The organism is Amycolatopsis rifamycinica (assembly GCF_000695625.1).
GTDB lineage: Bacteria > Actinomycetota > Actinomycetes > Mycobacteriales > Pseudonocardiaceae > Amycolatopsis > Amycolatopsis rifamycinica.
On record NZ_JMQI01000059.1, the window covers coordinates 1 to 26,958 of the forward strand.

Here is a 26,958-nt window from a genome sequence, read left to right on the forward strand (position 1 = left end):
CGGTGGCGGGATCACCGTCAGGTGATCAACGCGATCCTGTGGAAGCTGCGCACCGGTGCCCCCTGGCGTGACCTGCCCGATCGCTATGGCCCGTGGAAGACCGCGCATGAACGGCTGCGGTTGTGGACCAAAGACGGCACCTGGGAGAAGATCCTCGACCGGGTGATCGTCAAAGACGACGCCGTCGGCGAACTCGAATGGATCACCTCGGTCGACTCGAGCGTGGTCCGGGCGCACCAGCATGCTGCCGGTGCCCGGAAAAAGGGGGATGCAGCGACGGAACCGAAGCCATCGCCTGCGACGGGGAAGGACTCGGCCGGTCCCGCGGCGGACTGAGCACCAAGATCCACCTTGCCGTCGAAGGGCGAGGCCTGCCGGTCCGGATCCTGCTCACCCCAGGCCAAGCGGGAGACAACCCGCAGCTGCTGCCGCTGCTGGATGGCATCAGCGTCGCCCGGATCGGACCAGGCCGGCCACGCTGCCGGCCGGAGACCGTGATCGCCGACAAAGCCTATTCGCATCCCTCGACCCGGGCGGCGATGCGAGACCGGCGGATCACCTTCGTCAGCCCGGAACGGGACGACCAGGTCGCCCGCCGCGCAGCCAAGGGCTCCCGCGGCGGACGACCACCTGCCTTCGATGCCGAGGTCTACAAGCAGCGCAACGTGGTCGAACGCTGCTTCAACCGCCTCAAGCAATTTCGTGACCTGGCCACCCGCTACGCCAAACGCGCCGCCTACTACCAGGCCGAACTCACCATCGCCGCCATCATCCTCTGGCTCCGATGACTTACAGGACACGACCTAGACCGCGACCGCGAGCGGCACGCGCACCGCCACGAAGTCCGGCCGGTGGCGCAGCGCAAAGCCCAGGGAGAGGTAGAGGCGGATCGCCGACGTGTTGCCCGCGGCCGCGTGCATCATCGGGATCTCGCCCCGTTCGCGGATGCCCGCCGCCACCGCGAGCACCAGCCGCGTCGCGAGGCCCTGCCCGCGGTGCGCCGGGTCCGTGCAGACCGCGCTGATCTCCGTGTAGCCCGGCGGGTGCAGCCGCTCACCGGCCATCGCGACGAGCACGCCGCCGCGCCGGATGCCGAGGTAGGTGCCGAGCTCGACGGTGCGCTTCCGGAACGGTCCCGGCCGCGTCCGCTCGACGAGGTCCAGCATCTCCGGCACGTCCGCGGGCCCGAGCCGCACGGCTTCGGGGTCGGGCGCGGCCGCGACGCCCTCGTCGACCAGCTGCACGCCAGGGATCTCGTCGAGCACCTCCCAGCCCGCCGGGGGCCGCGCGGCGGTCGCGGCGAGCACGACGGTCGCCCCCGGCCCGGCGAGCTCGGCGACGTCCAGCCAGTCCTGCTCGCCGGGGTCGTCGGGCAGGGCCAGGAACGGCGCGACGTCCTCCGGGTAGCGCAGGACCCGGCCCTGTCGTTCCGCGAAGCGGGCGTGCGGGCCGGTCAACGACGCCCAGGTCGGGTTGTCGAGCGGAGAAGCCATGGCTCCAGCATGCGGACACCGGGCGGGTGGCCGCCGTCACTCCCACATCCTGGGTAGGGTGCGCACGTGGGTTCGCAGGTCCCGGTGTGGATTCCGATCGTCGTCGCTCTCCTCGGCCTCGCCGGGGTGATCCTGACCCAGGTCCTCTCGGGACGGCGGGAGGCCCGGCGGATGGCCGAAGAGGCCGCCCGCGAGGAGCGCCGGTGGCAGCGCGAACGCGAAGCCCGTACCCACGAGACCCGCGCCGAGGCCTACGCCCAGCTGATGGGCGCCCTCGAGGCGTTCGACGGCGTGCTGGTGCAGGCCCGCACCATCCGGGAATCGGGCAAACAGCTCGACGAACACCAGAGCACGGAGCTGCGGGAGGTGCGCAGCGAGGCCCAGCACGCGCTCGGACCCGTCGTGCTGCACGCGCCGGAGGCGGTCCGGCGGCTGGTCAGCGACGCGACGCTGCCCCGGATGCGCCTGGCCGCGATGCTGCTGGACCCGGAGGACGACCGCACCAAGATGCGGCCGGCCTGGGACACCGGCCAGCGCGGCTACCGCGTCATGCGCGCCCGGATGCGGGCCGATCTCGGCTTCGACGCGGAGCCGGTGGAAGAGCTGTACGGCGCTCAGCCGACCGTGGTCAGCTCCTCGTCGGAGAGCACTTCGGACCCGGCGGAGACGACCAGCCGGCCGCCGTCGACCTTGTAGCGGTAGTCGCCGTTCACCGCGACGAAGCCGTCGCCTTCGGCCTGGGCGGGCAGCATGATGTGGGTTTCGTCGGAGGCCGCCTGCCCGCGGGCCTGGCCGTCGTAGAAGATCCGGCCGTCGGGGATCCGGCAGATGGTGACGAGCGACTTCGCGGTCTGCCCGACGAGCAGCGCCGTCCCCGTGCCGCCGGGCAGGTAGCGCGCGGCGTCCGCCGGGCACGGCTTGTCCGCCGGCGCCGACGTGGTCGTGGACGGCGTGACGGGCGGGGTGACGCCGTTCGCGGTCGTGACGACGGTCTTCGTGGTCGGCAGCGCGGGCGTCGTGTACTCCGGCAACGGCCCCGACGCGGACGGCGGAGGGTCCGGCTCCCCGGCGAACAGCAGGACCCCGCCCACCGCGAGGCCCGCTACCACCATCAGGGCCAGCAGCACCCACAGCGCCCGCGCGCGAGCCCGGCCGGGCGCCAGGCCCGCGCAGGTGCCGCAGCGCCGGGCCGCGGGGTCGTTGACCGCGCCGCACGTCGCACACGTCCAGGGAAAACCCGCCATCGGGCCTCCTTCGGCCCGGCGCCACGCCACGCCGGCTCCTCCATCGTCACCGACGAGGGCACCGGCTGCAACGGCTCGTGGCTAGCCGTGCACGACGTTGACCATCCAGGGGATGCCGAACCTGTCGACGCAGGCGCCGAATTCGTCGCCCCACATCTGCTTTTCGAACGGAACCGTCACGGTGCCACCCTCGCTCAGCTTGTCCCAGTAACCGCGCAGGTCGTCGGCGTCGTCGCCGCTGAGGCTCACCGAGATGTTCGTGCCCGGGTTGTGCTCCATCCCGGCGGGGGTGTCCGACGCCATCAGCGTGAAGCCGTTTTCGGCCTCCAGCTGCGCGTGCATGACCTTGTCCGCATCCGCTCCTTCGGGTGAACCGAATTCCCCGAACGTGTTCAGTCTCAGCGTGCCGCCGAAGACCTCCTTGTAGAACTCCATGGCCTGCCGCGCGTCGTCGCGGAAGCTCAGGTACGGGTTGAGACGAGAAGCCACGGCCATCTCCTTCGGTCGGAAGAGAGCAGCATCCTCGCAGAACGCACCGGCCGCGCCAATCGGCGGATTTTCAGCGCCGCGGTCAGCGGACGAACCGCCGCTGGGCCACGGGTTCCAGCGGCAGCGCGCCGTGCAACGCCGCCCGGGCGCGCAGCTCCAGCGCCCGGTCCAGCGGCCGGGCCCCCGGCGCCGCGGTGTGGAACGTGCCGCGGTCGAACAGGTAGACCAGGGCCAGCTTCCCTTCGCGGCGCCCGGACGGCTCGGCGAACTCGACGGTCGCGAACCGCAGGGAACCGCCGTACCCCGCCCTGGCCAGCCGGTCCGCGACGTCGACCAGGTCGCCGGTCAGCACGCGCAGGTCACGGTCGCGCCGCCAGCACCGGACGGTGGACCGGCCCTGGAGGTCCTGCGTCACCAGCGGGTGCACCGGCAACCGCGCCGACGTCGCGGCGATCAGCTCCGCCGCGGTGCGGGCCAGCGCGTCCCCGTCCACCTTGAAGTCGACCGTGCCGCCGCCGGTGGGCGCGAGGCCGAGCGCGGCGCACACCCGCGGGGCGGCCGCGGCGAGGGAGTACAGGGACTGCAGGTGCGGGCGGGAGGTCCAGCACCGGACGAGCTTGCTGTCCAGCAGGGTCACGACGAACGTTCCTATCCTCATTTCGGAGGCCGCCGGACCGGGCGCACTGGCAGTGTCCACTGTGGACGTCAGGCGCGGGGACGCGGGGCCGGAGAGGACAGCATGCGCCCGCGGCGGCGATTCCGGACCGATCTCCCGCCGCGGCGCGGCGAACGGCACCGGTCCGCCGCCGAGCGGTCACTCCGGGTAGGTTCCGCCGATCAGCGGTACGCCTCTCGCCTCACGCGACGGCGACCACGACCTTGCCGAGGTTCTCCCGCCCCGCCAAGCTCGGCGAGGTCGAGTTCGCCGGCCGCTACCGCCCGGCTCGCGACGGCGAACGGATCGGCGGCGACCAGCGACTGCTCGAACGTACGATCGCGGGGAGCGTGCTGTCACGGGAACGGCTGAGGGGCATCGGCCGGGCGATCACCATGCCGCTGTTCTTCGGCTCGAACGCGCTGTACCGGTGGACCCGATGCCGCCGTGGCTGAAGGCGCAGCCGCGTCAACTCGCTGAGCTACCAGGTCGACCCGCTGCGCGGCCTGCTCATCAGGACACCCGCCCGGCTTCGGTGGCCGTTGCGGCCGCCTCGGTCCTGCTCGGCAGGTTGGCCCGGTGAGGGACATGTCTCACCGAACGGAAGCTTCATCGCCCGATGCCTAATCTCGCATTCGTGAAACGTCGCCGGAACGTGGTCCTTTTTGCCGGATTGTGCCTGCTCGCCGGAATTCTCGTGGCCGGGACGGTGGCGCCCGTCGCCATCGGTGCGGGCTTGTTGTCGAATCAGGTCAGCGATTCGGTGGACGCCATTTCCGCCCGGCTCGCCGCCGCCGATCCGCCGCTGACCACCACGGTCACCGACCGCGACGGCACCCCGATCGCGACGCTGTACGCGCAATACCGCCTGCCCGTCACCGCGGCCGGGATCGCGATGACGATGAAGGCCGCGATCATCGCCGTCGAGGACCGCCGCTTCTACACCGAAGGCGGCGTCGACGTGCAGGGCATGCTCCGCGCGGCGGTCCACGACAGCACCGGCGGGGCATTGCAGGGCGCCTCGACGATCACGCAGCAGTACGTCAAGAACTACCTCATCAACGTCGTCGACCGGACCGACCCGGCGGCCCAGCAGGCCGACCGCGAGGACTCCCTCGCTCGGAAGCTGCGGGAGGCGAAAATGGCCGTCCAGCTGGCCGAGACCACGAGCAAGGACGACATTCTGGCCGATTACCTCAATGTGGTCGAATTCAGCGGAACCGTGTACGGGGTCGGCGCGGCGGCCAAAGCGTATTTCGGGACGACGGCGGACAAACTGACCGTTCCGCAGGCGGCTCTGCTCGCCGGAATGGTGAACAACCCCAGCACCTACAACCCGTACACCCACCCGGACAAGGCACTGCAGCGCCGCAACCTCGTCATCGACGACATGGTCACCAACGGCTCGATCCCGGCCTCGTACGCGGTGACGGCGAAGGCGTCCCCGCTCGGCGTGCTGCCCAACGGCCCGGTCACGCCGTCCGGCACGTGCCTGGGCGCGGCGCCGGACGCGGGCTTCTTCTGCGCCTACGCGGAAAGTTACCTGGTACGCGCCGGGTTCACCGCCGACGAGCTGGCCACCGGCGGGTACACGATCGAGACCACCCTCGACCCGCGCGTCTCGCGGGTGACCAAGGACGCCGTCGACGCGAACGTGCCGCCCACCCAGGACGGCGTCGCCAACACCTTCGCCGTCGTCCGGCCGGGCCAGGACGGGCACCAGGTGCTCGCCATGGTCGCCAACCGCGACTACGGCACCGATCCGGCGCGAGGCGAGACGTCGACCGACATCGTCGCCGACGCGAGCAACGAGTTCGGCGCGGGCTCGTCGTTCAAGATCTTCACCTCGGCCGCGGCGCTCGTCACCGGCAAGGCGGGCCTCGACACCCCGCTGCCCAACCCGGACAGCCAGTGCGTCCCGGTGCCGGACGCGCACGCGTCCTGCTACACCGTCCACAACGACGGCCATTACGCGGATCCGATCACGCTCGCCGACGGGCTGGCGACCTCGCCGAACGTCGCGTTCGTCGGGCTGGAGAGCCAGGTGGGGATGCCCGCCGTGCTGGACATGGCCTTCAAGCTCGGGTTGCGGACCACCCTCGCGACCAACGACGCCGGCCGCACGCCGGACCCGAAGTCGGACAACCCGCAGTACCGCGAGCCGCAGTCGCAGTACTTCCGGAACCTGCTCTCGTTCACCCTCGGCAACAGCCCGGTCAGCCCGCTGGAGATGGCGAACGTGTCGGCGACCCTGATGAGCGGCGGCGTGTGGTGCCCGCCGAACCCGATCCTGTCGATGACCGACCGGAACGGCGACGCCGTGCCCGTTTCGCAGCAGGCGTGCGAACGGGTCCTCCCCCAGGGCGTGGCCGACACGCTGGAAGCGGGGCTGAGCAAGGACACCACGAGCGGCACGTCCGCCGAAGCGGCCCGCGCGGCGGGCTGGACCCGGCCCGACATCGGCAAGACCGGCACGACGCAGCTGAGCGAATCGGTCGCGTTCGTCGGCGGAGTCGACGGCTACGCGGTGTCGTCCATGGTGTTCGCCGACGGCCCGCACCCGCGGGAGATCTGCCCGGGCACGCCGGTGCACCTCGGCGACTGCGGCCACGGCGCGTTCGGCGGCACGGTCGCCGCGCCGCCGTACTTCCACGCCATGAGCGAGCTGCTGGCCGGAGTCCCCGACCAGCCGATCCCCGCCGCCGATCCGGCGTACCTGCGGGCGCGGAGCTAGCGCGGTTCGAGGAAGACGAGCGGGATCTCCCGCTCGGTCTTCGCCTGGTACTGCGCGTAGGTCTTGAACTCGGCGGTGATCTTCGGCCACAACCGCGCCCGCTCGTCCGCGTCGGCGACGCGGGCACGCATCGGCTGCTTCGGCCCGCCCTTCAGCGAGACCTCGACGTCGGGGTTGTCGCGCAGGTTGAGGAACCACGCCGGGTGCGTGTCGTCACCGCCGCGGGAAGCCACGACGACCCACGTGTCGCCGTCCTGGTGCGGTGACGTCAGCAGCACCGGCCGCGGCCGGCCGCTCTTGCGGCCGACGGTGGTGAGTTCCAGGACCGGCATGGCGACCTGCCAGCCCACCCGCCCACCGGAAAGCCTGATCATGCCGCGGTGCACGGCATTCATCGTCTTGAGGACAAAGTCGCTCGGCATGATCCCAATCTAGTCCCGGGCCGCACCGCCGCGGTACGGGCCGATTGTCCGGTTCGCCGGATGTTGCTCCGGCCGGGATCGGCGAAATCGCCTCGGAAAGCGGCGACGGTGTGCGAGGCTGCCCGGCGAAGGCAGAACCGAAAGAGAGAAGACCGATGCTGATCTGGGGCTGGCGTACGCGCATCTACGTGCTGGCGATGACGACGTTCTTGTGCGGCCGGTGTGGCAACCCGGCTTCGCACGCGGTGCGCAAGGCGGTCACGAAGTTCACGCTGTTCTTCATCCCGCTGTTCCCGATCAGCGTCAAGTACACGGCGCAGTGCACGTTCTGCGGGATCGAGAACCGCATCTCCAAGGAGGACGCGGTGCGGCTGCAGGCCCAGGAGGAGCAGGGCCAGGCCCAGCAGCAGGCGGCGCCGGGGTACCCGCCGCACCCTTCGCAGCCGCAGGGTTTCCCGCAGCAGGGGTACCCGCCGCACCCGTCCCAGCCGCAGGGGCTCCCGCAGCAGGGCCAGTTCCCGCAGCAGGGCCAGTAGCCCGCCGGCGGCGGCCCGGCGAGCGTCCGGGCCGCCGCCGCACCCGGCTCCGGCTCACGGGTCCGCGGCGAGGTTCCCCTCTCGAGTTGTCAAACATCCGCCGGCCGCCGGGTCAGGCGACCGATCTCTGGTCGGCGATGAGGTCCCGGCCTGCCGGTGTCAGGACCGCCGGGACCAGCTCACCCGGCCGGCCGGGCCGGGCCGCGCGGACCAGGCCCTGGTGGGCCAGGGCGTGGGCCGCGAACTGGTCGCCGCACGACAGGCCGTCGATGAACAGGTCCGGTTCGCTGCTGCAGGACACCCGGGCACGGCCCGCGCCGACCGCTCGGAGCATCGCCCGCATCCGGTGGTTGACCACGGGGCGCGCTGCGCTTTTCTCGTTCCCGTTCATGTCGGTCCCTCCCGCTCGTGGTTCGGCCGCTGCCCCTGCGTCGAATCGGCGAAGCGGATTTCGACAGCAGGTCCGGCCGGAGCGTCGCCTTCATCGTCACCGCAGGCGATCCAGCATCGGTCGAAGCCCCGTCAACGGGTGTTCGAAGGCCGGCCGTGAACGGATGGGGCTCAGAAGGGCGGTGTCCCCACCGCCACCGGTTCCGGCGCCCAGGAACTGCTCCCTTCGCCACTCGCCGCGCGGCTGACCTTGGTCACCTTGGCCGTGGCGTACCGCAGCGACGGCCCGATCTCCTCGACGTCCAGCTCCACGACGGTGCGCTTCTCGCCCTCCTTCGTGTCGTACGACCGCTGTCTCAGCCGGCCGTGGACGACCACCCGGGTGCCGCGCCCGAGCGACTCGGCGACGTTTTCCGCGTACTCCCGCCACAAACTGCAGCGCAGGAACAGCGCGTCGCCGTCGCGCCAGGTGCCGGATTCGCGGTCGAACAGCCGCGGCGTGCTCGCGACCGTGAAGTTCGCGACCGCCGAGCCGGCCGGGGTGAAGCGCAGTTCGGGGTCGCTCGTCAGGTTGCCGACCACGGTGACCGTCGTTTCGCCTGCCATCGGTCTCTCCTCGTCTTCCGGGTGCGGGGTGCACCGCTCTTGCCGATGAGGAGAGCACGGGGGTCCGACAATTCCGGATGCCGGCGCCCGCGCGGGCTGGTTTCCTGCCGCCATGCCGACGGCGTTCCAGAAGGAGCTCGTCACGCTCGCCCACCGGCCGGCCGACCTGAGCGACCTCGTCGCGAGCGCGCTCGAGGAGGCCACGCACGCGGTGCTGGAAAGTGACCACACGCTGGGTGGACGTGCCGGGAGCAGGCCGCTGCGGTGGCCGCGTGCGAGGACCAGGCGTGTGCGCTGCCGGCCTTGCACGCCCTGCGGGAAGCGGAGGTGAAGGCGGTGGTCACCGCCGCGGATCTCACTCGGATGGGTGGTCTTGCGGGAGGTCGCGGAGGCGGGCGGCCCCGTGCCGCCGGACGTGCGGGCCGCGCCGGCAGGTTTGCGCCGATAGGGCTCGGCGCTGGGCTTCCGGGGCATCGGCCGCGCGGGTGGACCGAGGGCGGCGGGCGGGCAGGTTCGCAGCGATCAACACCCGGCGGATCGGGTTCCGGGGCGTCGGCCGCGCGGCAATGCGGTGCTGAATCAGCCACCGGTCGGCATTAGGCGGCGCGGGCGCGAGACGGCTCCCGCCGCAGTCCGCGCCTCGGCGCTGCGCCGCTGCGGACAACAGGCCGCGTGACAGCGCCCACCCGCCCCACCGCCGCCGTCGCGACTACCGTGGCGGGTATGAGCAACACCGAGGCCTCCCCCGCCGAAGTCGCCTGTGGTGATCGGCCCGCGGCCGTCGATCCCGGACGGCCGGCCGTCGAGGTTCTCACTCCGCGCGAGGTGCCCCTCGGTGGTCCGCGGGCGATGCGGGTGCGGCGGACCCTTCCCCAGCGGTCGCGGTCGCTGATCGGCGCGTGGTGCTTCGCCGACCACTACGGCCCGGACGAGGTCGCCGGGGCCGGGGCCATGGACGTCGCTCCGCATCCGCACACCGGGCTGCAGACCGTCAGCTGGCTGTTCGCCGGCGAGATCGAACACCGCGACAGCCTCGGCACGCACGCGATGGTGCGCCCCGGCGAACTGAACCTCATGACCGGTGGGCACGGCATCTGCCACTCCGAAGTCTCGACCGCGGCCACGACGACCCTCCACGGCGTCCAGCTCTGGGTCGCGCTCCCGGAACGGCACCGGCACACCGCGCGGGCGTTCGACCACTACGTGCCCTCGGTCAACCGGATCGAAGGCGCGGAGATCCGGGTGTTCCTCGGCTCGCTGGCCGGCCGGACGTCGCCGATCCCGACGTTCACCCCGCTGCTCGGCGCCGAAGTCGTGCTGAACCCGGACGCCCACATGTCCCTCGGCGTGGACCCCGGCTTCGAGCACGGCGTCCTCGTCGACACCGGTGACGTCGACGTGGCCGGCACGCGCGTCCGGGCGGCGGAGCTGGGGTACGTCGGCACCGGGGTGCGCTCGCTGACCCTGAGCAACCGCGGCGCGGAACCGGCCCGGTTCCTGCTGCTCGGCGGTACGCCCTTCGCCGAGGAGATCCTGATGTGGTGGAACTTCGTCGGCCGCACCCACGAGGAGATCGCCGCGTCCCGGGAAGCGTGGCAAGCCGGGTCCGACCAGTTCGGCAGCGTCACCGGCTATGCGGGCGAGCGCCTGCCGGCCCCCGCGCTGCCGGCCGTCCGCATCAAACCGCGGCGCAACCCGGGCTCAGGCCAGGAAGCCGCCCACGGCTGAGCCGAACGCGGCCGCGTCGTCCAGCCACGGGTAGTGCGCGGCCCCGGGCAGCACGACGGCGTGGCCGTCCGGGAACAGCGCCGCGAAGCGACCGGCGACGGCCGGGCTCGCGATCCAGTCCAGTTCGCCGGCCAGCACCAGCACCGGGGCGGTGACGGCGCCGAGCGCGGCGCGGGTCGTCTCGGGCTCGAAGGCGCCGGCGGAGTTGTAGATCCGCGCGGCCGCGCCGTTGCGCTGGGCGGGTTCGCCGGCCTGGTGCTGCTTCGCCGCGTCGTCCCAACGGCCGTAGTACAGCGGGGCGAAGGCGGCCCAGTCGGCGCGGGTCGCCGTTTTCGCGACGATCGACTCGTAGGCGGCGGCCGCCGCGGGGAACCAGGGAGCGCCGGCACGCCGGGCCATGATCCGGCGGCGTTCACCCGGCGGGACGTCGAAGCCGACGGCCCGGGGGCTCGGCGCGATCAGCGCGAGCCGGGTCAGCCGCCGCGGGTACCGGGCCGCGTACCGCACGGCCAGGCTCGCCCCGGCCGAGTGCCCGAGCAGCGCGAACCGTTCGAGGCCGAGGTGCTTGCGCAGCGCCTCGACGTCCTCGATCTGGCGGTCGCACCGGTAGGTGGCGGGATCGGCGGGTTCCTCCGAGTCCCCGGTGCCCCGCAGGTCCAGCACGGCGATGCGACGCCGGGCGCTCAGGCCGCCGAGATCGCCGAGGTAGCCGCCGGCCCGCATCGGGCCGCCGGGCAGGCACACCACCGGCGGCTCGGCCCCGGTACCGGAGAGGTGGACGGCGAGCGCGGTTCCGTCCGGCGCGGAGAAGATCGGCACGCCCCGACCCTGGCATCCCCCGGGCGGCGGAACAAGGTGCCGCGAGGCCGGCTTCCCGCGACCCGCCGATCAAACCGGATATGGTTCGTCGGCGCACGAACCCCAGGAGGCCGCACGATGTCCTCAGCGATCCCGACCGCGGCCGACCTGATCGTCGGCGGCCTGCGGGCCCACGGCGTCGACACCGTCTTCGGCCTGCCCGGCGTGCAGACCTACGACCTGTTCGACAGCCTCGCCCGCACCGGTGGCGAGATCCGCGTGATCGGCGCGCGGCACGAGCAGACCGTCGCCTACATGGCGTTCGGGTACGCCCAGGCGACCGGCCGGCCCGGCGTCTGCACCGTGGTGCCCGGCCCCGGCGTCCTCAACGCGTCGGCCGCGCTGCTCTCGGCACACGGGGCGAGCGCACCCGTGGTGTGCCTCACCGGCGAAATCCCGCGCGCGTACCTCGGGCGCGGGCTGGGGCACCTGCACGAGATGCCCGACCAGCTGGCGACGCTGCGCTCGATCACCAAGTGGTCGGCGCTGGCCGAGCACCCGGTGGACGTCCCGGACGCACTCGCGACGGCGTTCCGGGAAGCGGCGGGCGGGCGGCCGCGGCCGGTTTCGCTGGCGGTGCCGTGGGACGTGCTGGGGCTGCGTGCGCCGGCCCCCGTCACGGGCCCGCTGCCGCTGCCCCGCCCGGCCGTCGACCCGGTCGCCGTGGAGCGGGCCGCGGGCCTCCTGAGCGCGGCGAAGCACCCGATGATCATGGTCGGCGGGGGTGCTCGGCACGCGGCCGCCGAAGTCCGGGCGCTCGCGGAGCGGCTGCAGGCTCCGGTGGTGCCGTTCCGCGGCGGACGCGGCGTCGTCGGCGACGACCACCCCCTCGGCTTCACCTGCGTCTCGGGGTTCGAACGGTGGCCTGAGACCGACGTCGTGATCGGCATCGGCTCGCGCATGGAGCTGTCCTGGTTCCGCTGGCCGGACAAGCCCGCCGGCCTGAAGACGATCCTGCTCGACATCGATCCGCGGCAGGCGACCCGGCTCGAGGCCGACGTCGCGATCGTCGCCGACGCCGCCGACGCCACGGCCGCGCTCACCGCCGCCGCCGGTCCGCGGCGGACGGACCGGACGGCGGAGTTCACCACGCTGAAAGCCGCGGTGGCGGAGCGGGTCGCCGACGTCGGGCCGGAGCTGGAATACCTGCGGGCGATCCGGGACGTGCTCCCGCGTGACGGCTTCTTCGTCGAGGAGATCTGCCAGGTCGGCTTCGCGTCCTACTTCGGGTTCGAGGTCTACGCGCCGCGGACGTTCGTCACCTGCGGCCACCAGGGCACGCTCGGCTTCGGCTACCCGACGGCGCTGGGCGTGCAGGCGGCCTTCCCCGGCCGTCCGGTGGTCTCGGTGGCCGGCGACGGCGGCTTCATGTTCGCCGCGCAGGAACTCGCCACCGCCGTCCAATATGGACTCAACGTCGTCGCGGTCGTGTTCGACAACGGCTACTACGGCAACGTCCACCTCGACCAGGAGCGGCTGTTCGAGGGCCGCGCGCTGGGCGGGCGGCTGGGCAACCCGGATTTCGCCCGGCTCGCCGAGACGTTCGGCGCGCTCGGCCTGACCGCGCGGACGCCGGACGACCTGCGTGGCGCGCTGGACAAGGCGCTCGCCTCGGGCCGTCCGTCGCTGGTGCACGTGCCGTGCGCGCTGGGCGTGGGCGCCTCGCCGTGGAAGTACCTGATGCCGAAGTCGGATCGCAGCTAGGCCAGGCGCTCCAGGACGGCGAAGATCCGCTCGACGTCGGCCGCGGTCGTGCGCCAGTTGCTGAAGGCCGCCCGCAACGCCGGCCGGCCGTCGTACACCGTCGGCGTGAGGAACGTGGTGCCGTCTTCGGCGATGGCGCGCACGAGCGCGTCGATCCGGTCCTGCGTCACGTCCCCGGCCGGGGTGAAGCAGACGACGTTGAGCCGCACCGGCGCGAGCAGGTGCCAGCGCGGCGAGCCGCCGATCCGCGCGCCCAGGTCCCGGGCCAGCGCGACGCAGCGCTCGACGATCTCGCGGTGTCCCGCACGGCCGTAGGCCACGAGCGAGAACCACGCCGGGAGCGCGCGCAGCCGCCGGGAGTTCTCCGGCGTCAGGTGCAGGAAGTCCGGGGTGTCGCCGATCTCGCCGAGGTAGGCCGCGTTGTTGCCGAGCACGCGCAGCTGCAGGTCGCGGCGGCGGGTGAACTGGACGGCCGAGTCGTAGGGCACGTTGAGCCACTTGTGCAGGTCGACGACCACCGAATCGGCCTGGTCGAGCCCCGCGGTGAGCGCCGCGTGCGCCGGGGCCAGCGCGGCGAACCCGCCGAACGCGGCGTCGACGTGCAGCCAGAAGCGGTACCGCCGCTTGAGCGCGGCGATCGCCCGCAGATCGTCGAAGTCGACGGTGTTGACGGTCCCCGCGTTCGCGACGACGACGGCCGGGCCGTCCAGCGACTCGATCGCTTCGGCGAGTTTCGCGACGTCGACGGCTTCACGGCCCGGCAGCACCGGCACCTTCCGCAGCGCGGAGCGGCCCATCCCGAGGAACGACAACGCCTTCAGGACACTCGAGTGCGGCGAACCGGACAGCACGGTGACGGGACCGAGCGCGGCGGCTCCGTCGTCGGAGACGGCCACGCCGGCCTGTTCGCCGAGCCATTCGCGGGCGATGGCCAGGCCGGTCACGGTGGACATGGTGGCCCCGGTGACGAACGCGCCGGAGAACTCCCGGCCCAGTCCGAACAGCTCGGCCAGCCAGCCGACGGTCTCGCGTTCGAGGTCCTGCGCCGAGGAATCCATGCCACTGGCGGGATTCTGGTCGTAGGCCGCGGTGAGCCAGTCCCCGGCCAGCGCGGCGGGGGTGGCGCCACCGGTCACGAAGCCGAGGTACCGCGGCCCGGCACTGGCGGCGAAGCCGCGTTCCCAGCGCCGGGTGAACTCGTCCATCGCCCCGCGCGCACCGGCGCCTTCGAGCGGCAGCGGCGCCGGCGCCACGGACACGGGCGGGACGGCGGCCGCGCGCTCGTCCAGCCCGGCGAGTGCCTCGCTCGCGAGTTTGCTCGCGGCGTCGAGCAGGTCGGGCAGGGCGTGCAGGTCTTCGGCGAGCCTCGGGTCCATTGTCGCGACGCTAGGCGTGCCGAGGCCCGCCTGTCGCGGGCCAATCCCCGGAAACTGGCCCGCTCGGACCGGGCGAGGCCCGGTACCCGGAAGGCCGGTTCGCGTACCCGGACGGTCCGATGCCGGCCGGGTCAGCGCCGGAGGCGGCGGACGCGGCTCTCGGTGGGGTCGAACGCGACGCGGCGCAGCGGGCCCGTCAGCAGCAGGACCACCGCCATCGCCGACAGGGCCGCCAGCACCAGCGCCGCCACGAACTGGGCGGCGCCGGACGTCGCCGTCGCCAGGACCGCGTAGCCGGCCAGGACCACCGCCGTCGGGGCCAGGAAGCCCGTCAGCACCGGCAGCAGCGGCACGCGGTCACCGTCGGGGCGGCGGGCGGACACCACCGCCGCCCCGGCGCAGGTGACCGCGGCGACCAGCAAGCAGCCGCCGACGGTGTCGCTCAACCGGTGCCAGCCCAGTGCCACCGCCGCCGCGGAGACCCAGGCGACGCCGAACCCGCCCGTCACCAGGACCGTCCGGCGGTACCGGCGCGGGAGGACGATCGCGAGCGCCACGAGCACCGCCATCGCCGCGCTGACGTGGCCGCTCGGGAAGCTGTTGTGGGCCGCCACGCCGAGCCGGTCACCGGTGCGCGGGCGCTCCAGGACGTACAGCTTGAGCAGCTGCGCCACGACCAGCGGCGCGGCCAGCAGGACCAGCGCCGGCACACCGAGGGCCAGCCGCCGCCGAGCCACGGAGATCGCCACGATCAGGACCGCCACCCCGCCGAGCACCACGACCAGGTCGGTCTCCCGCAGCGGGGCCGCCCAGTCCACTGTGGTCCCCGCGGACTGGGCACTGCGGACGACGCCGTTCTCGACGCCGCGGCCGGCCTCCGTGCGGACGAAGAGCAAGTAGGCCGCGACGAACGCGAGGGCGAAGCCGGCCGCGCCCGCGGCGAGCACCGCCGTGCGGGACACCGCGCGGGACACCGGCGCCGGGCGGCTCACCGAGGGCGCTTCGAAGGAGATCACTGCCATGTCCCCGAGTCTGGGACGCGCGTTTCGGGATCCCGTCAGCGCGATGTCATGGTTTCGCTACAAGATCCGCCCGGGTCGCCACGACGTGCGCTTTTCCGAATAATGGCGCCGTGGCCGAGGTACTGGTGGTAGAGGACGACGCGGCGGTGCGGGAGGGCCTGCAGCTGGCCCTGCGCAGGCAGGGGCACGTGGTGCGCACCGCGGAATCGGGCGAGCTCGGCATCGAGGTGCTCGTGCACCACCGGCCCGACATCGTCGTGCTCGACCTGATGCTGCCCGGCATGGACGGCTTCGAGACCTGCCGCCGGATGCGCGCGTCCGGCCCGGTCCCGATCATCATGCTCACCGCGCGCAGCGACGACTTCGACGTCGTGGCCGGGCTCGAAGCGGGCGCGGACGACTACGTCGCCAAGCCGGTCGAGCCGCGGGTGCTGGACGCGCGGATCCGGGCGGTCCTGCGCCGGTCGGCCGCCGACCGGCCGGCCGGGCCGGCGGCCGAGGAGCGCCACGGCGACCTCGTCATCGACCGGTCCGCGCTCGAGGTGACCAAGCGCGGCGTGCCCGTGTCGCTCACCCCGACCGAGCTCAAGCTGCTGCTGGAGCTCTCGCGCACCCCCGGGCAGGTGTACAGCCGCCAGCAGATCCTTTCCGCCGTGTGGGACCACGACTACCTCGGGGATTCCCGGCTCGTCGACGCCTGCGTGCAGCGGCTGCGCGCGAAGATCGAGGACGTGCCGGCGAAGCCGGAGCACGTGCAGACCGTCCGGGGGTTCGGCTACCGGTTCGGCCGCTCGTGACCGCACCGCGGATCCGGTCGTGGCTCGCCGGGCTGCGGCCCCGGCTGGTCGCCGCCTTCGCGGTCATCATGATCCTCGGCGCCTCCACCGCGGCGGGCGTGAGTTACGTCTACGCGCGCCGGGCCATCCTGGAAGGCATCCAGGACCAGACGATGCTGAAGCTGCGGGACCAGATCGTCGCGTACCTGCCCACCGTGTCGCTGCCGCCGTCCCAGGCCACGCTCGACGCCTTCGCGGCGGCGCTCAAGTCCAGCAACGCGCTCGTCGTCTACCACGACCTGCACGCGACGTCGGGCCTGTCGATCGACGACGTGCCGGGCGACCTGCGCCAGGCCGTGGCCACCAGCACGACCATCCAGTTCCAGCGCGTCGACGTCCGGGGCTTCCCGCTGTTCTACGTCGGCGTGCCGGTGCAGACGGGCGGCGGCCGCCCGAGCGGCCTCGAGGTCTACGCCATGGCACGGCTGACCGACCAGCAGGAGGCGATCGACGAGCTGGCCCGCAACGCCTGGTTGTTCTCCGCGCTCGCCCTGCCGTTCGCGGTCGGTGTCGCGCTGCTCGCGGCCCGGCAGGTGCTGCGGCCGGTGCGCGCGCTGAACACCGCGGCGAGCCAGCTCGGCCGCGGCCGGCTGGACGTGCGGCTGCGCGCGAAGGGCTCCGACGAGCTCGCGCAGCTGGTGACGACGTTCAACCACACCGCCGCGGAACTCGAGCGCACGGTGGGCACGCTGCGCGCGATGGAGGCCGACGCGCGGCGGTTCGTCGCCGACGTCTCCCACGAGCTGCGCACCCCGCTGGCGGCGATGAACGCGGTCACCGACGTCCTCGACGAGGACGCCGAGCAGCTGCCGCCGGACACCGCGGTCGCGGCGCGGCTGGTGTCGGCCGAGACGCGGCGGCTGACCCGGCTGGTGCAGGACCTGATCGAGATCTCCCGGTTCGACGCCGGGCGGGCGGAGCTGCGCCGGGAGGAGCTCGACGTCGCCGCGGCGATCACCGAGAGCCTCGCCGCGCGGGGCTGGGAGCCCGGCGCGGAGCTGACCGCCGACCTGCCGGCCGGGATCACCGCCCGGCTCGACCGGCGGCGGCTCGACATCGTCGTGGCGAACCTGGTCGGCAACGCGCTGCGGCACGGCGCGCCGCCGGTCGAGGTGGTGCTGCGGGAGGAGCGCTGGGACGTCGTGCTCACCGTCACCGACCACGGGCCGGGCGTCCCCGCCGACGTGCTGCCGCGCGTGTTCGACCGCTTCACCAAGGCCGACACCGCCCGCGCCCGGTCCGAGGGCAGCGGCCTCGGGCTCTCCATCGCGCGGGAGAACGCGCGGCTGCACGGCGGTGACATCGTCGCGGCCAACACCGGCACCGGCGCCCGGTTCGAGCTGCGCCTGCCCCGGGAGACGCGGTGAAGAAACTCGTCGTCCTGGCGGTACTGCTGCTGGTGAGCGCGTGCGGGGTCAAGCCGACAGGGGTGGTTCCGGCCGGCCCGGCCCCGACGCTGCGGAGCCCGGCGACCGAAGGCCGCGGCACCGACCTGATCCTCTACTTCGTCCTCGCCGACCGGGTGACCCCGGTGGTGCGGCCGTCCGCCGGGGTGGTGGACGTCGGGTCCGCGCTGACGATGCTGCTGGACGGACCGTCCCCCGGCGAGCGGGAGGGCGGGTACACGACCGCCCTCCCCGACCGCTCCGGCGCGATCACCCTGACCCCCGGGCCGCCGGCGACGATCACCGTCCCGTTCCCGCTGCGGCCGCTCACCGGCCTGGGGATCAACCAGCTGGTCTGCACCGCGTTCGCGGCGCTGGCCGCCCAGGGCCGGTACGTCATCGACGGCGCCATCGCCCTCACCGGGCCCGATGTCCGGCTGCCGTACCAGACGTGCCAGGCGTGAACGACGGTGTCGACTTGGCGGCAAGCCGCCTCAGCCGGGGTAGGGCCGCGCCGCCCGGGCCTCCGCCAGCGACCGCGCCCACCAGCCCAGCTGGTCGAGCATCGCCTTCGCCGCGACCTCCGCGCCGGCGTCGTTCGGCACGCCGTCCTCGCCGAACCGCGCCTGGGCGCCGTGGAAGCTGACCGTCTCGCGGATGGTCACCGCGTGGAGCTCGGCGAAGACCGCGCGCAGGTGCTCGACCGCGCGCAGACCGCCCGAAACCCCGCCGTAGGAGACGAAGGCGACCGGCTTGGCCCGCCATTCGGGCCGGTGCCAGTCGATGGCGTTCTTGAGCGAAGCCGGATAGCTGTGGTTGTACTCCGGGGTGACGACGACGAAGGCGTCGGCGGCTTCGAGCCGCGGAGCCACCTTCGCGACCTCGGCGACGACGGCCGCCGGCGGCTCGGTGCCGAACGCCGGCATGACCAGCGGGAGGTCGGGCTCGGCGAGGTCGACGAGGTCGACGTCGAAGCCGCCGTGCGCGTCCGCGACGCTCGCGAGCCAGTCCGCGACCACCGGCCCGAACCGTCCTTCCCGGACACTTCCGACGATCACCGCGACCCGGATCGGCGCTTCCGACACAGTTCCTCCTTGACACGCAGGCGTTGTTGCTCTCCGCACCAGGGTGGAACTTCAAGTTCGCTTGAAGTCAAGCGTGCCGTCGTGGTTGGCTGTGGACCATGGTGAACGCCACGGCCCGGCCGCTGCCCGACCTGACGGTCGGCGAACTGTCCCGCCGCAGCGGGGTGCCCGCGTCGGCTCTGCGCTTCTACGAGGACGAAGGCCTCATCCGCAGCCGCCGCACGGCGGGCAACCAGCGGCGCTACTGCCGCGACACGCTGCGGCGGGTGACGTTCGTCCGGATGTCCCAGCGGGTCGGCATGCCGCTGTCGAAGATCCGGGAGGTGCTCGCGCTGCTGCCGGACGACCGCACGCCCACGCGCGCCGACTGGGCCCGGATCTCCCGCTGCTGGCAGGAGGACCTGAACGCGCGGATCCGGCAGATGGAACAGCTGCGCGACCAGCTGGACGACTGCATCGGCTGCGGCTGCATGTCCCTGGCCAAGTGCCGGCTCGCCAACCCCGGCGACCGGCTCGGCACCGACGGCCCGGGGCCGCGGCGCCTCGCCGACCACCGCGGGGACGGTTACGGGGACTGACGCTCCAGCAGGCCGCGCACGTACATCGCCTGCCCGGCGTGCTGGATGTCGTCGTCGAGGACGCTGATCAGGCGGACGCCGAGGGACACCGGCGGGTCCCAGGCCTCGTCGACGATCCGGTCGAGAGCCTGCTCGTCGAGGCCCTCGAGGTAGCGGACGGTCTGCTCGTGGACGGCGTCGTAGTAGCCGGTGAGCAGGTCCGGCCCGTCGACCCGGACCGCCTCGACGTCGGCCGGGCGGTGGCCGTAGCCGGTGTCGCCGGCCGGGAACGGGAGACCGAACCGGGACAGCCAGTCCTGGCCGGTCCACACCTGTTCCGTGCCGGCCACGTCGGCGACGTGGTCGTCCTGGACGCGGGTCAGGTGCCACACCAGCCAGGCGATCGAGTTGGCTTCGGCGTCCGGCCGGGTCCCGAGCTGCTCCGCGGTCAGTCCTCCGACCGCCGCGTGCACCGTGCCCTCGACCCGGCCGAACCCCTCGACGAGCAGTTCCGCCACGTTCATCCGGCTGCCTCCCGTTCGCGACACCGTTTGCCGGCAGTGCTACCCGATCATGCCCGCTGGCAAACGGTGTGCGCCAGGGGACGAACTCAGTGCGGCAGCAGCTGGTCGAAGAACGAGCGGTAGCGGCGCAGCGCGATCCGCAGTTCCTCGGTGGCCGGTTCACCCTGCTGCCACTGGGATTCCAGCTCGCTCTTGTGCTCGGCGAAGGTGGTGGCCAGCGCGCTGATCACCGCGGCGACCAGCTCGTCGGCCTGCTGGACCGCCTGCTTCGGGTCGTCGACGAAGCCGGTCTGGACGTTCTGCCAGCGGTCGCGGAACCCGGTGACCTTCTCCTCGTCGATCAGGGTCGGCGTCTCCACGTCCCCGCCCGACGCGGGCGTCTCCACGTCCCCGCCCGACGCGGCGGGCGTTTCGATGTCCCCGCCGGATTCGGCGGGCGCTTCCACGTCGCCGCCCGATTCGCCGGGGGCGTCGCCGGTGTCCTGCCGCCCGGCGGAGGCCAGGTCGGCGGTGCTCAGGTTCTGGTCGCCGCCGGTGCGGTCCTGGCCGGGGACGTCGGTGGTGCCGTCGTCCCGGTAACTGTCGTCCCGGTAACCGCCGGTCTCGTGGACACCCTCGCGTCCGGTCAGGTCACGGTCGTCCTCGGCGTCGTGCCGCGTCAGGTGATCGGTCATGGTCAACGTCCTCCATTCGACTCGGTCCGCGGGCTCGCGGACGCCTGGCGCTCGGTCTCGCGACGGTCGGCGCGGTCGTGGTCGTGCCCGTTCCGGCGCTCGTGGTGCTCGTGGTGCTCGCTGCGGTCGTGGTCGTGGTCGTCGTCGGCACCGTCGGTCAGCAGGTCCTCGAACACGGTGCGGTAGCGCACCATCGCGTCCCGCAGGTCCTCAGTGGACGCTCCGTCGCGCTTCTGCTGCGTGGTGTGCGCGGCCCGGTAGTGCTCGAGGGTCTTGGCGTGCCGCACGGACAGATCGGCCGCCTGCTGCTCGTAGCCCTCGGTCGGGTACCCGCGTTCGGCCATCAGCGAGTTCAGCAGCTGCTCGGCCTCGCTGACCGCGGCGGACGGCTGGTCGACGAACTTTTCCTGCACCTGCGCCCATTCCCGGGCGTAGCGCTCGCGTGCCGACGCCGAAAGCGGCCGGATGTCGAGCTCCTTGTGCCGGCGTTCCCGCTCGGCGAGTTCCCGTTGCGCGGCGCGAGGGCTGTCCTTCTCCGCGACCGTCCGGTCGTACTCGGGACCGAACCGCTGCTGCAGCCGTTTTCGCTGCATCTCCTGCGTCACCAGCCAGATCACGGCGCCGAGCACCGCGACGGCCACGACGACGATCAAGACGATCAGCCATGTGGGCATTGCTCAAACTCCTTCAAGGATGTCAAGCCCCCGATGCGATCGGTGTTCCCTGATTAGCGCGAGCGAAAACGGGCACCGGCCGCCTGACCTCGGGATTCGGCCGTCCGGCCGCGTCGATACGGCCGGATGCCCGCGCCCCGCCACGGCGAGGGCGCCGTCGGTGACGCGGTGCGGGTAGCAGCGTTATCACCAGGGTGGTATCGTCGATAACAGACCAGCGGAGGCGGCGATACGGACGCCGCCCGGAACGGAAGAAGGAACCGATGAGCACCCCCACCGAGGCCCGCGTCGCGATCGTCACCGGCGGCTCCCGCGGCATCGGCCGCCAGGTCGCCGAGCGCCTGGCCGCCGACGGCATGGCGGTCGTCGTGAACTACGCCGGCCACGAGGAGGAAGCCGCCGCCACCGTCGAAGCCATCACCGCGCGCGGTGGCCGGGCGATCGCGGTCCGCGCCGACGTGGCCGACCCGGCCGCGGTCGCGGACCTCTTCGCCACCGCGGAACGCACCTACGGCGGGGTGGACGTCGTCGCTCACCTGGCCGGCGTGATGAACCCGCCCACACCGATCGCCGACACGGATTTCGAGGTCCTCGACCGCGTGCACCGCACCAACATCCGCGGCACCTTCGCGGTGGCCCAGCAGGCCGCCCGGCGGGTCCGCGACGGCGGCGCGGTGATCACCACGTCGACCTCGGTGCTGGGGCTGAACCTGCCCGGCTACGGCGTCTACAACGCGACGAAGGGCGCGGTCGAGGCGATCACCATGATCCTAGCGCGCGAGCTGCGCGGCCGCGACATCACCGTCAACACCGTCGCGCCCGGCCCGACGGCGACCGCGCTGTTCCTCGACGGCAAGGACGAGGAGACCATCGCCAGGATGGCCGCGCAGCCGCCGCTGGAGCGGCTCGGGCAGCCGGCGGACATCGCCGAGGTCTTCGCGTTCCTCGCCGGCCCGGCGCGCTGGGTGAACGGCCAGGTGCTGCGCGCCAACGGCGGCATCGTCTAACGGCTGAACCGGCTGACGATGACGTGGTCCTTCGCCGGCCCGCGCACCGCCCACTCCTGCCGCCACCGCGCGGCGCCGGTCACGCGGTATTCACCGCGGTACAGGTCGGCGCGGCAGGGGTGGTCCGCCGTCCAGTGGCCTTCGCGCAGGTCGAGGTCGTGGAAGAAGCCGCCGTGGTCGAAGTGGACCGCCGCGCGGCCGGGGCCGGCCGGGCGGTAGTGCAGGGTCCGGGTGACCGGCCCGACGTGACCGCCGAGCCGCAGCTCGCCCTCCTCGTGGTAGACGAGCACGCCCCCGGCCTCGGTGAAGGTGGCGGTTCCGGTCACCTCGCCGGCGGGTTCGCCGTCCGCGGTGCGGATTTCCCGGTCCAGGTGCCAGGCACCGCCGAAATACGCGGCGAGGTCGGGAACGGGCCAGTAGCGCACCCCGCCATTCTGCCACCCGGGGCGGGGCGGGCCGGAACTGTCGGACCCCCGCTCTATAGTCGGGCGGGTGGCAGAGACCGACCTCGCACCCGCGTCCGACGCGCTGGAGACCCTCCGGCGCGTGTTCGGCTACGACAGCTTCCGCGGCGACCAGGCGGCGATCGTCGAGCACGTGATCGCCGGCGGCGACGCGCTCGTGCTGATGCCCACCGGCGGCGGGAAGTCGCTGTGCTACCAGATTCCCGCGCTCGTACGGCCCGGCGTGGGCGTGGTCGTCTCACCGCTGATCGCGCTGATGCAGGACCAGGTCGACGCGCTGCGCAACGCCGGCGTCCGCGCCGGGTTCCTCAACTCCACCCAGGACTACGCGGCGCGCCAGGAGGTGGAGTCGGCGTTCCTCAACGGCGAGCTCGACCTGCTCTACCTGGCGCCGGAACGGCTTTCGGTCGAATCCACCGTGCGGCTGCTCGACCGCGGCAAGATCTCGCTGTTCGCGATCGACGAAGCGCACTGCGTCGCCCAGTGGGGCCACGACTTCCGGCCCGACTACCTCCAGCTCTCCGCACTGCACGAGCGGTGGCCGGACGTGCCGCGGATCGCGCTGACCGCGACCGCGACCGAGGCCACGCACAAGGAGATCTCCGCGCGGCTGCGGCTCGACGAGGCCCGGCACTTCGTCGCGAGCTTCGACCGGCCGAACATCCAGTACCGGATCGTCGGCAAGAACTCGCCGCAGCGGCAGCTGCTGGAGTTCCTGCGCACCGAGCACGCCGGGGACGCGGGCATCGTCTACTGCCTGTCCCGCAACTCGGTGGAGAAGACGGCGGAATTCCTGGTGCAGAACGGGATTCCGGCGGTGCCCTACCACGCGGGGCTCGACGCGCGCACCCGCGCGAAACACCAGTCGCGGTTCCTGCGCGAGGACGGGCTGATCGTGGTCGCGACGATCGCGTTCGGGATGGGCATCGACAAACCGGACGTCCGGTTCGTCGCGCACCTCGACCTGCCGAAGTCGGTCGAGGGCTACTACCAGGAAACCGGCCGGGCGGGCCGCGACGGCCTGCCGTCGACCGCCTGGCTCGCGTACGGGCTGCAGGACGTCGTCCAGCAGCGCAAGATGATCGACACGTCCGAGGGCGACGAGGCGCACCGGCGGCGGCTGGCCGCGCACCTGAACGCGATGCTCGCGCTGTGCGAAACGGTGGAATGCCGCCGCGCGCAGATCCTCAACTACTTCGGGCAGCAGGCCGGCTCGTGCGGCAACTGCGACACGTGCCTGAACCCGCCGGAGAAGTGGGACGGCACCATCCCGGCGCAGAAGCTGCTGTCCACCGTCGTGCGGCTGCGCAACGAACGGCGCCAGAAGTTCGGTGCCGGCCAGATCATCGACATCCTGCTCGGCAAGTCCACGCCCAAGGTGACGCAGTTCCAGCACGACACGCTCAAGACGTTCGGCATCGGCACCGAGCTGCGCGAACCGGAATGGCGGGCCGTGGTGCGGCAGCTGCTCGCGCAGGGCCTGCTCGCCGTCGAAGGCGACTACGGCTCGCTCGTGCTCACCGAAACCAGCGCGGAGGTGCTGGGCGGCGATCGCCAGGTGCTGCTGCGCCGCGAACCCGAGCGGGCCGCCGCCGCCGCGAAGGTCCGCAGCGCCAAGAAGGCCGCGGTCGCCGTGGACATGCCCGCGGAGGCGGCCCCCCTGTTCGAACGCCTGCGGGCCTGGCGGGCCGGCGTCGCGAAGGAACAGGGCGTGCCCGCCTACGTCGTCTTCCACGACGCGACCCTGCGCCAGATCGCCACGCGACGGCCGTCGTCGCTGGCGGATCTGGGCACGGTCAGCGGCGTCGGCGAGAACAAGCTCGCCAAGTACGGCGAAGGACTCCTGGAGGTCCTGACCGCCGAGTGACCTACCGGCCGGTGGGCCGCCCCGGCTGCCCGGTCACCGAGTTGACCTTGCGGACCGCGCCGGCGATCTGCTGGCGGTACTTGCCCTTGGTCTTGTCGTCGACGAACTTCGCGGCCTTGCCGACGACCTGGTTCACCTTTTCGGGGTTCTTCTTGGCGTAGGCACGAGCCGAAGCGGCCGCGCCGGCCAGCATGGTCAGCTTCTTCATCAAAGGCACGGTGGCCCTCCCTCATCGGTTCCGGTCATCCTGACAACGCGGACGAACCACCCGGAGGTTCCCCGTGTGACGGGGCCCAAAACCTGCGCCCGCCGCGGCCGGCCCCGGAAAAGGCCGCGCGGACGGCCGCCGCGGCGTCCTACCCTCGTGATCATGCGCGACCTGGCCACCCTGCCGAAGGCCCACCTGCACGTCCACCTGGAGAGCACGATCCGCCCGGCCACGCTGCGCGAGCTGGGCGAGGCGAACGGTGTCGAAGTGCCGGGCGAGCCGCCGGTGTTCGACGGCTTCCGCGCCTTCGCCGACTACAACGCGCTCATCCGGTCGTGCCTCCGGCGTCCGGAGGACTTCGAGCGCATCGCGCGCGAGTACTGTGCGGACGAAGCCGCCCAGGGCACGCGCTACGCCGAAGTCACCTTCACCGCGGCCTCGCACGGGGAACGGCTGGGCGACCCGGAAATGCCGCTCGAGTCCGTCCTGAAAGGACTGTCGCAGAGCACCGAGCTGGAGTGGCGGCTGGTGCTCGACCACTCCCGGCGCCGGTCGGTCGAGCGCGCCGGACGCACCCTCGAACTCGCGCTGAAGTACGACGAAGTCTTCGCGATCGGCATGGCGGGCGAAGAAAACCACTCGCTGCGGCCGTTCGCGACGCTCTTCGAAAAGGCCCGCGCGGCCGGTCTCCACCTGCTGCACCACACCGGCGAAGACGCCGGGCCCGACAGCATCCGCGAAGCACTGGACGTCGGCCACACCGAACGGCTCGGCCACGGCATCCGCGTCCTCGACGACCCGTCGCTGATCGCCGAGGTCCGCGACCGGGGCCTCGCGCTGGAGGTGTGCCCGTCGTCGAACGTGACGCTGGGGCTGGTGCCCTCGCTGCCCGAGCACCCGCTCCCCCGGCTGCTCGACGCGGGCCTGACGGTCACGCTCAACACCGACGTCCCGTCGGTCACCGGCGCCGGCCTGGCCGAAGAGTACGCCCGCGTGCGGGACGCCTTCGGCTACGACGACGCCACGATGGCGGACTTCGCCCGCGCGAGCGTCAGGGCGTCCTTCGCGCCCGATGCGGCCAAGACGGCCATGCTGCGCGGCATCGACGCCTGGCTCACACCGGCAGCAGGCGGCTGACCAGCGCGCCGAGCTGGTGCACCGTGCGGCACTCGTGCATCTCGACGACGCCGGCGTACTCCAGCGCCGCCGAGTCCCCCGTGGACCACAGCGACCGCCGTTCCGGGTTGAGCCAGTGGACGTGCCGGGCGCGGGCCTTGATCGCGCGGACGGCGTCGAGGTTCGGGTCACCGCCGTTGGTGCGGGCGTCGCCGAGGATCAGCACCGACGTCCGCGGGCCGACCGCCTCCAGCCAGTTCTCGGTGAACTGGCGCAGGGAGCCGCCGTAGTCGCTGTGGCCGTCCCAGCGCACCAGCGCGGCTTCGGACAGCATGCGCGCGCTCAGGTGCTCGGGGTCGGCCGCGCCGGTGGTGACCAGGTGGGTGACCTCGTCGGCGCTGTCGACGAAGGCGAACACGCGGATCTTGCCGAACTGGTCACGCAGCGCCTGCACCAGCAGCATGGTGAAGTTCGCGAACCCCGCCACCGAGCCGGAAAGATCGCACAGCAGCACGATTTCCGGCCGTCCGGGCCGCCGGTGGCGGTAGGCGGGGCGCAGCGGCACGCCGCCGGTCGACAGCGACCGCCGCAGCGTGCGGCGCAGGTCGATCTGCCCGCGCGTGGTCCGCTTGCGGCGCGCGGCCAGCCGCGTGGCGAGCTTGCGGGACAGCGGCTGGATGGTGCGCCGGAGCTCGGCCAGCTGGTTCCGGCTCGCGATGAGGAAGTCGACCCGGTCGGGTGACGGGGCGATGGCGTGCTTGGCGACGCGTTCGCGGCCGCGGACCTCGGCCGCGCGGCGGCGCGCCTCCGTGCGGACCTGTCCGCGGAAGCCCTCGACGCGGCGGCGGATCTCGTCGCGGTCGAGCCGGTCGGTGAACTCGCCGCGTGCGCCGCCGCCGCGGACCGCGGCCAGCACCCGGGCGATCAGCGTCTGCGGCTGGAGCCGCTCCAGCGTCTGGTGGGCGGAGAAGCCACCGCCCGGTCCGGAGGCCGAGCCGTACTGGCCCAGCATGTCGACGGCGAGGCCGGCGAGCTGGGAAAGAGCCTGCTGGTCGCCGTCGGCGAGGGCGGCGGCCAGTTCTTCGCGCAGCTGCTCCAGCGTCGACGGCTGGTCTTCGCGGGCCCGTTCGGGCGTGCCGACCCCGGCCGGGAAGTACAGGTCGAAGGCGGCGTCGAAGACCGCGCGCTGCCCGCCGCGGCGGACCAGCGCGGCGGCCAGTCCCTCGCGGACCAGCGCCCGGTCGTCGAGGCCGAGCACTTCCAGCGCCGCGGCGGCGTCGACCGTCTCGGCGGGTCCGGCCGGG

The 26,958-nt window shown here is 72.8% G+C and carries 31 protein-coding genes and 1 pseudogene; 15 read left to right on the forward strand and 17 right to left on the reverse strand.

What is annotated here, in order from left to right:
• Both DV20_RS46245 and DV20_RS46250 read left to right on the forward strand, forming a co-directional pair.
• Window positions 1–336, forward strand: a 336-nt coding sequence (locus DV20_RS46245) for an IS5 family transposase (protein ID WP_043778328.1), incomplete at its 5' end; no start/stop codon positions are given.
• Window positions 337–344: 8 nt separating this feature from the next.
• Window positions 345–788, forward strand: coding sequence for an IS5 family transposase (locus DV20_RS46250; protein ID WP_235190760.1), 444 nt, complete (start codon window positions 345–347; stop codon window positions 786–788).
• Window positions 789–803: 15 nt separating this feature from the next.
• On the opposite strand, the gene DV20_RS27605 is transcribed toward DV20_RS46250, so the two are convergent.
• Entirely contained in the window at window positions 804–1,493 is a 690-nt protein-coding gene (locus DV20_RS27605; protein WP_043785347.1) for a GNAT family N-acetyltransferase, read from the reverse strand.
• A 66-nt stretch (window positions 1,494–1,559) separates the two neighbouring features.
• Here DV20_RS27605 and DV20_RS27610 point away from each other — a divergent pair, with 66 nt between their 5' ends.
• Entirely contained in the window at window positions 1,560–2,189 is a 630-nt protein-coding gene (locus DV20_RS27610) for a hypothetical protein (protein ID WP_043785349.1), read from the forward strand.
• On the opposite strand, the gene DV20_RS27615 is transcribed toward DV20_RS27610, so the two are convergent.
• From DV20_RS27615 to pspAB, 3 genes are all read right to left on the reverse strand, one after another.
• Window positions 2,108–2,737 (reverse strand): hypothetical protein, encoded by a 630-nt coding sequence (locus tag DV20_RS27615; protein ID WP_235190981.1) that lies wholly within the window; start codon window positions 2,735–2,737, stop codon window positions 2,108–2,110. The genes DV20_RS27610 and DV20_RS27615 overlap by 82 nt on opposite strands.
• A gap of 81 nt (window positions 2,738–2,818) precedes the next feature.
• Window positions 2,819–3,226: a VOC family protein gene (locus DV20_RS27620; protein WP_043785407.1), complete on the reverse strand. Its 408-nt coding sequence runs from the start codon at window positions 3,224–3,226 to the stop codon at window positions 2,819–2,821.
• A gap of 82 nt (window positions 3,227–3,308) precedes the next feature.
• Window positions 3,309–3,863, reverse strand: a complete 555-nt coding sequence (gene pspAB, locus DV20_RS27625) for a PspA-associated protein PspAB (RefSeq protein WP_043785352.1) — start codon at window positions 3,861–3,863, stop codon at window positions 3,309–3,311.
• Between the two features lie 344 nt (window positions 3,864–4,207).
• Here pspAB and DV20_RS47345 point away from each other — a divergent pair.
• Both DV20_RS47345 and DV20_RS27635 read left to right on the forward strand, forming a co-directional pair.
• Window positions 4,208–4,464: pseudogene (locus DV20_RS47345) on the forward strand (ABC transporter permease); the annotation flags it as partial.
• Between the two features lie 36 nt (window positions 4,465–4,500).
• Complete coding sequence (locus tag DV20_RS27635) at window positions 4,501–6,615, forward strand: transglycosylase domain-containing protein (RefSeq protein ID WP_051736147.1); 2,115 nt, start codon at window positions 4,501–4,503, stop codon at window positions 6,613–6,615.
• Here DV20_RS27635 and DV20_RS27640 read toward each other — a convergent pair.
• Window positions 6,612–7,037 (reverse strand): nitroreductase/quinone reductase family protein, encoded by a 426-nt coding sequence (locus tag DV20_RS27640; protein ID WP_043785360.1) that lies wholly within the window; start codon window positions 7,035–7,037, stop codon window positions 6,612–6,614. The two genes, DV20_RS27635 and DV20_RS27640, sit on opposite strands and share 4 nt — an antisense overlap.
• Window positions 7,038–7,192: 155 nt before the next feature.
• Here DV20_RS27640 and DV20_RS27645 point away from each other — a divergent pair, with 155 nt between their 5' ends.
• Window positions 7,193–7,573, forward strand: a complete 381-nt coding sequence (locus DV20_RS27645) for a zinc-ribbon domain-containing protein (protein ID WP_043785362.1) — start codon at window positions 7,193–7,195, stop codon at window positions 7,571–7,573.
• A 112-nt stretch (window positions 7,574–7,685) separates the two neighbouring features.
• Here DV20_RS27645 and DV20_RS27650 read toward each other — a convergent pair whose 3' ends face one another.
• Both DV20_RS27650 and DV20_RS27655 read right to left on the reverse strand, forming a co-directional pair.
• Entirely contained in the window at window positions 7,686–7,964 is a 279-nt protein-coding gene (locus DV20_RS27650; protein ID WP_043785365.1) for a hypothetical protein, read from the reverse strand.
• A 170-nt stretch (window positions 7,965–8,134) separates the two neighbouring features.
• A complete protein-coding gene (locus DV20_RS27655; protein ID WP_043785367.1) occupies window positions 8,135–8,569 on the reverse strand; it encodes a single-stranded DNA-binding protein in 435 nt (144 codons plus the stop codon).
• Window positions 8,570–9,292: 723 nt separating this feature from the next.
• On the opposite strand from DV20_RS27655, the gene DV20_RS27665 reads away from it, so the two are divergent.
• Window positions 9,293–10,297, forward strand: a complete 1,005-nt coding sequence (locus DV20_RS27665; RefSeq protein WP_043785369.1) for a pirin family protein — start codon at window positions 9,293–9,295, stop codon at window positions 10,295–10,297.
• On the opposite strand, the gene DV20_RS27670 is transcribed toward DV20_RS27665, so the two are convergent.
• Complete coding sequence (locus tag DV20_RS27670) at window positions 10,271–11,116, reverse strand: alpha/beta fold hydrolase (RefSeq protein WP_043785371.1); 846 nt, start codon at window positions 11,114–11,116, stop codon at window positions 10,271–10,273. The two genes, DV20_RS27665 and DV20_RS27670, sit on opposite strands and share 27 nt — an antisense overlap.
• A gap of 117 nt (window positions 11,117–11,233) precedes the next feature.
• Here DV20_RS27670 and DV20_RS27675 point away from each other — a divergent pair, with 117 nt between their 5' ends.
• Window positions 11,234–12,859 (forward strand): thiamine pyrophosphate-dependent enzyme, encoded by a 1,626-nt coding sequence (locus DV20_RS27675; protein ID WP_043785373.1) that lies wholly within the window; start codon window positions 11,234–11,236, stop codon window positions 12,857–12,859.
• On the opposite strand, the gene DV20_RS27680 is transcribed toward DV20_RS27675, so the two are convergent.
• Window positions 12,856–14,235, reverse strand: a complete 1,380-nt coding sequence (locus DV20_RS27680) for a pyridoxal phosphate-dependent decarboxylase family protein (protein WP_043785376.1) — start codon at window positions 14,233–14,235, stop codon at window positions 12,856–12,858. The two genes, DV20_RS27675 and DV20_RS27680, sit on opposite strands and share 4 nt — an antisense overlap.
• 131 nt (window positions 14,236–14,366) lie before the next feature.
• On the reverse strand, window positions 14,367–15,257 hold the full coding sequence (locus DV20_RS27685) for a phosphatase PAP2 family protein (protein WP_043785377.1): 891 nt from the start codon (window positions 15,255–15,257) through the stop codon (window positions 14,367–14,369).
• Between the two features lie 110 nt (window positions 15,258–15,367).
• On the opposite strand from DV20_RS27685, the gene DV20_RS27690 reads away from it, so the two are divergent.
• The 3 genes from DV20_RS27690 to DV20_RS27700 are packed head-to-tail and all read left to right on the forward strand — an operon-like array spanning window position 15,368 to window position 17,942.
• Complete coding sequence (locus tag DV20_RS27690; protein WP_043785380.1) at window positions 15,368–16,054, forward strand: response regulator transcription factor; 687 nt, start codon at window positions 15,368–15,370, stop codon at window positions 16,052–16,054.
• Entirely contained in the window at window positions 16,051–17,460 is a 1,410-nt protein-coding gene (locus DV20_RS27695) for a sensor histidine kinase (RefSeq protein WP_043785381.1), read from the forward strand. The genes DV20_RS27690 and DV20_RS27695 overlap by 4 nt, the downstream gene beginning before the upstream one ends.
• A complete protein-coding gene (locus tag DV20_RS27700; RefSeq protein ID WP_043785383.1) occupies window positions 17,457–17,942 on the forward strand; it encodes a hypothetical protein in 486 nt (161 codons plus the stop codon). Before DV20_RS27695 ends, DV20_RS27700 begins: the two co-directional genes overlap by 4 nt.
• Window positions 17,943–17,972: 30 nt before the next feature.
• Here DV20_RS27700 and DV20_RS27705 read toward each other — a convergent pair whose 3' ends face one another.
• Complete coding sequence (locus tag DV20_RS27705) at window positions 17,973–18,563, reverse strand: NADPH-dependent FMN reductase (protein WP_043785387.1); 591 nt, start codon at window positions 18,561–18,563, stop codon at window positions 17,973–17,975.
• A gap of 98 nt (window positions 18,564–18,661) precedes the next feature.
• Between DV20_RS27705 and soxR the strand changes: the two genes are divergently transcribed.
• Window positions 18,662–19,141, forward strand: a complete 480-nt coding sequence (gene soxR / locus DV20_RS27710; protein WP_167344403.1) for a redox-sensitive transcriptional activator SoxR — start codon at window positions 18,662–18,664, stop codon at window positions 19,139–19,141.
• Here soxR and DV20_RS27715 read toward each other — a convergent pair.
• The 3 genes from DV20_RS27715 to DV20_RS27725 all read right to left on the reverse strand — a co-directional run bounded on the left by DV20_RS27715 (window position 19,129) and on the right by DV20_RS27725 (window position 20,992).
• On the reverse strand, window positions 19,129–19,644 hold the full coding sequence (locus tag DV20_RS27715; protein ID WP_043785389.1) for a mycothiol transferase: 516 nt from the start codon (window positions 19,642–19,644) through the stop codon (window positions 19,129–19,131). The genes soxR and DV20_RS27715 overlap by 13 nt on opposite strands.
• A gap of 86 nt (window positions 19,645–19,730) precedes the next feature.
• Window positions 19,731–20,318, reverse strand: coding sequence for a hypothetical protein (locus tag DV20_RS27720; RefSeq protein WP_043785391.1), 588 nt, complete (start codon window positions 20,316–20,318; stop codon window positions 19,731–19,733).
• Window positions 20,319–20,320: 2 nt separating this feature from the next.
• Entirely contained in the window at window positions 20,321–20,992 is a 672-nt protein-coding gene (locus DV20_RS27725) for a hypothetical protein (protein WP_043785393.1), read from the reverse strand.
• Between the two features lie 263 nt (window positions 20,993–21,255).
• Here DV20_RS27725 and DV20_RS27730 point away from each other — a divergent pair, with 263 nt between their 5' ends.
• Window positions 21,256–21,999 carry an SDR family oxidoreductase gene (locus tag DV20_RS27730; protein ID WP_043785395.1) on the forward strand — a complete coding sequence of 248 codons (744 nt, stop codon included), beginning with the start codon at window positions 21,256–21,258 and terminating at the stop codon, window positions 21,997–21,999.
• Here the strand turns inward: DV20_RS27730 and DV20_RS27735 are convergent.
• Window positions 21,996–22,424 (reverse strand): DUF6314 family protein, encoded by a 429-nt coding sequence (locus tag DV20_RS27735; protein ID WP_043785396.1) that lies wholly within the window; start codon window positions 22,422–22,424, stop codon window positions 21,996–21,998. The genes DV20_RS27730 and DV20_RS27735 overlap by 4 nt on opposite strands.
• A gap of 67 nt (window positions 22,425–22,491) precedes the next feature.
• Here DV20_RS27735 and recQ point away from each other — a divergent pair, with 67 nt between their 5' ends.
• A complete protein-coding gene (gene recQ / locus DV20_RS27740; RefSeq protein WP_043785399.1) occupies window positions 22,492–24,330 on the forward strand; it encodes a DNA helicase RecQ in 1,839 nt (612 codons plus the stop codon).
• Window position 24,331: 1 nt separating this feature from the next.
• Here the strand turns inward: recQ and DV20_RS27745 are convergent, their stop codons facing one another.
• Window positions 24,332–24,538 carry an antitoxin gene (locus DV20_RS27745; RefSeq protein WP_407638355.1) on the reverse strand — a complete coding sequence of 69 codons (207 nt, stop codon included), beginning with the start codon at window positions 24,536–24,538 and terminating at the stop codon, window positions 24,332–24,334.
• A 162-nt stretch (window positions 24,539–24,700) separates the two neighbouring features.
• Between DV20_RS27745 and add the strand changes: the two genes are divergently transcribed.
• Window positions 24,701–25,675 carry an adenosine deaminase gene (gene add / locus DV20_RS27750; protein WP_043785410.1) on the forward strand — a complete coding sequence of 325 codons (975 nt, stop codon included), beginning with the start codon at window positions 24,701–24,703 and terminating at the stop codon, window positions 25,673–25,675.
• On the opposite strand, the gene DV20_RS27755 is transcribed toward add, so the two are convergent.
• Window positions 25,653–26,958 (reverse strand): vWA domain-containing protein (locus DV20_RS27755; RefSeq protein ID WP_043785403.1); only part of this gene is annotated, 1,306 nt, incomplete at its 5' end. The two genes, add and DV20_RS27755, sit on opposite strands and share 23 nt — an antisense overlap.